Genomic DNA, 3,416 nt, shown 5'->3' with positions numbered 1-3,416 from the left:
CCCCGGATGTCCGCCGGGGCGAGCGCGTCCGCCCCTCCCGTCTTGTGGCTGTCCTTATGCGGCTTCGGGGCGCGGGCGTCCGTAAGCCGCGCGTCGCCCGCCTTGACGAAGGTCCCGTTATGGGCCCCCTCATTCCCATCATGCTCCGCAACGGCCTGAGCGATGCAGGCGGCCACGTCCCTGCCGTGGGCATTGGGGTCCGCGATATGATCCGCGAGTTTTTTGGCCCCCTCAACCAATACGGCCTCGGCGTCCTGAACCGCCGTCACCGCGCCGACAACCTGAGCAACAAGCTCGGCGTTGGTCGGCTGCGGCGTTTCTGTAGTCTGGCTCATAGGTTATGCTCCCTGCGTCGGCGGCGTGAATCCGTTGGCGACCGCCCACGTCTCGATTGCCGCCAGCCGATCCGCATACCGGGTCAGCTCGGAGGCGTAGTGTACAAGATTGGCCTGATCGTCTTCATGGACGTGACCGACTTTGGAAAGGCCGTCCCACGCTTCCGCGAGCGTCTGATCAGCCGAAACAAGAACGCTGTGCGCCGTCGTCTGGGGAAGCAGGACAACTTCCGTTCCCGCAGGCAGCACTTTCCCACTGTTCAGGGTGAGGGGGCGCTCCAGCGTTGTCATCAAGACCTGGCAAAGTGCTGTCTTCGACATGGCGTTCCCTACCGGGGCGTTGCCGCCCCGGCCTGTTTGACGGTTCTAGGCTCAGACGCCAGCCGGAGACGTATAGTCGGCGACGACCATCCGCAGCTTGCCGGTGAACACGGGCGTTTCTTCGGCGGAGGCCACGAAGGCCACACCGGTTTCGCCGTTCAGGGCTTTGCCGTTAAAGGTGAGATCGCCGTCGGAATCCGTGCCGATCGCGTCGAGGGCCGACCTGTTGGCATGGGTATGGCTATTGGCCACGGCCTGATTGACCTGAGCGCCGGTAGCGGTAATGGCGTCCAGTTGAGCTTTGTTGGCGTGCTCGTGAGCCTTGGCGATAGCGCCGGATACGGAAGCCTTGGTGATGCCGGAGTCGGCAATGGCCTTGCCGGTCGCGCCGTCAAAGACCGCCACATTGTCAGACGTGGAGGCCGTGGGGCCGGTCACGGCGCCGTCGATATTGCGCTGCACGACGACCCAGTCGGCGTTGGCGGCGGTGGTGTCGAAATCGCTCACGCACACGACCATATCGCCGATTTCGCACGCCTGCCCGGCGTAGGTTCCGGCCTCGTTTACCTTATAGGTCCAGCCGGTATGGTAGGCCTCGTCGGGCAACGCATGGGTGCCGTCGACGATGCCCTTGAACAGCATCGCGTCGTTCGCTCCGAGCACGGCGTTCACGGCACGTTCCACGAACTCGGTGCTCGCGGCCTGCGTGGTGTTTGTCCCGGCGGGCGCGGTGGGGACGACCGGAGTACCGGTCAGAACGGCATCGGCGAAGATGTCGGCCTTGTTCTGGATGGCGAGATCGCCAAAGTCCGGATGGGCGTTTTTGTCGGCGACATGTTCGGAAAAGGTCTTGCCGGTCGTTGCGTCTACGACGAGGGTGCCGGAATACAGAATTTCGTTTCCGTTTTCGTCAAGGAGCTGAGAAAGCAATTTCTTGGACATGACAATCCTCTTTCATGTTAAGGGTTCTGGGAAAAATCATCGACGACTGCGGTAAGCGCCGCGCCGGTAACCGGGGCGTTCACGGCGTCGTCAACAACGGTGAGAGGCACAACCCGCACCCCCGGCGCCAGTTCATAGCCGCCGGGTGAGGGGTTTCCGTCCCCGCCGTGGGGGATGTTGATGTGATCAAGCTCCACGCGGGTCACGCGATCCGCCAGACGCACCATCTGCGCGGACAATTCGACCGTGGCGGACTCGACCTGATAGTCGTGCAGGAACCTCGCGGCGAGGTCTTCACAGGCATCCTTCGCCTCTACCGCCCTGTCCGCATTGTTCTTGCAAATGACGGCGGTATTGCGGGCGTCGTTCGCGGCGAACTGTGCGTCCTCGGCGTGTATCTGTGCTAATCCTGCGGATTCCGTGGCTTTTTCCGTGGCCTTCGCCACAGCCTCGGTCACAACCTGCGGCGTAAGGATGTCGAGGGCGGTCTGTTTGATCTCCTCCTCGACACGTCCGACATGCTCTTCCGCCCTATCCGCATCCGCCTTTGATGCCGCGGCGGATTGGGCAGCCTCTTCGGCGGACTGCATGGCCTCATCACGGGCCACGGCAGCGGCCTGATTGGACTGCGCTGCGGAAAGGGCGTCCTGCCTCGCGGCTGACGCGGCCCTCTCCGCAGTCTTGGCCGCGTCCTCGGCATCGTGGACACGGTTGGCGATCTCCAACGCCTTGGCATCAGCCCGAGCGGCAGCCGCCTCGGCGCAGGTCTTTGAGAGTTCGGCCGCCCGTGCGGCTTCCAGTACGCTCGCCTGCGCAGCCTCGGAGGTTTCGGCCGCAAGCTCGGCCGCCTTGGCGCACTCGCAAGCCCGGTTCGCGTGGCTCTGGGCCGACAGCGACGCGCAACCCGCCTTCTTCGCGGCGGACTCGGCCCGTTCGGTGAGCTGCTCGAAATCCTCCTTGAACAGTTCACCCTCTTCATGGAACTGCCGGAGGCCGTCCTCGACGCCCTTGTCCAGCGCGTCCACGGCCCGCGCCTCCGCACGGGTCACGGCTTCCACGGCGTCAGCCTTCAGAGTGGCGGCGTTGCTCGTCACCTCCATGATCGACTGTGTGGTCCGCTGTTCGATCTGGTTCAGGGCGTCGTTCCGGCTCTCCGTGATGACGGTCGTCGCCGCCGTGGTCAGCCGGTTCGTTTCGGTTTCCACGCGCTGCGTCACTTCGCTCTCGAAATAGACGATGCGCTCATTGGCCCGCTGCACCAGTTCCCCGGCTTCCCCGGCCTTGGCCGTCGCCAGTTCCGCCGCGATCTGCGCGGAGGTTTTCGCCGCTTCGGCCTTTTCCGCAGCGGCGTTCACCTGTCCGATGCTGGCCTGTGCGGACTGCGCGTGGCTCTGCGCCGCGTCGCGGGCGGCGGACGCCTGCCCCGCATACATGGCAACTTCGGACGTGATGACCTGCCCCGCGCCGCGCTGCTCATAAGGGGACAGTTCCATGATGTCCTGCAAATCGCAGTCATGGTTCGGAACGACGGCATATCCGCTTACCGACCCGGAACCGCCGTTGAAACACGAAGACTCGCACCCGTTGTGCGGATACTTGATATGAACACGGTATTCGGAGGATTCCGTGCCGAGTTCGTTGGGCCAGACAGCAAGGACGGCCTTGCCCGCGGCGTCAGTCTCGGCTCGCACTTCGCGCGGCACGATGTAGCCGGAATACCTTTCAACGGTCGTCAGGCGCATCGTGACCACGGCCTTGTGAATCGGTTTGCCGCTCTGGTCGTAAACGCGCGCCGTCACGTTGACGGTTGGGAGATTG

Annotated in this window: 4 protein-coding genes; all 4 read right to left on the bottom strand. The window is 64.0% G+C overall.

The genetic code is table 11. The annotated features are described in order from the left end of the window. On the bottom strand, nucleotides 1-335 hold a 335-nt coding region (locus tag HMPREF0178_RS21815), incomplete at its 3' end, for a hypothetical protein (RefSeq protein WP_009368032.1). A gap of 3 nt (nucleotides 336-338) precedes the next feature. Continuing rightward, complete coding sequence (locus HMPREF0178_RS00970) at nucleotides 339-656, bottom strand: hypothetical protein (protein WP_157134852.1); 318 nt, start codon at nucleotides 654-656, stop codon at nucleotides 339-341. A gap of 51 nt (nucleotides 657-707) precedes the next feature. Next, complete coding sequence (locus HMPREF0178_RS20290) at nucleotides 708-1,598, bottom strand: hypothetical protein (RefSeq protein ID WP_009368030.1); 891 nt, start codon at nucleotides 1,596-1,598, stop codon at nucleotides 708-710. A 17-nt stretch (nucleotides 1,599-1,615) separates the two neighbouring features. Further along, the coding region (locus tag HMPREF0178_RS00960; protein ID WP_009368029.1) for a hypothetical protein at nucleotides 1,616-3,416 on the bottom strand (1,801 nt) is incomplete at its 5' end.

Source organism: Bilophila sp. 4_1_30, from assembly GCF_000224655.1.
GTDB classification, from domain to species: domain Bacteria; phylum Desulfobacterota; class Desulfovibrionia; order Desulfovibrionales; family Desulfovibrionaceae; genus Bilophila; species Bilophila wadsworthia.
This window is presented reverse-complemented; position numbering and strand designations above follow the sequence as displayed.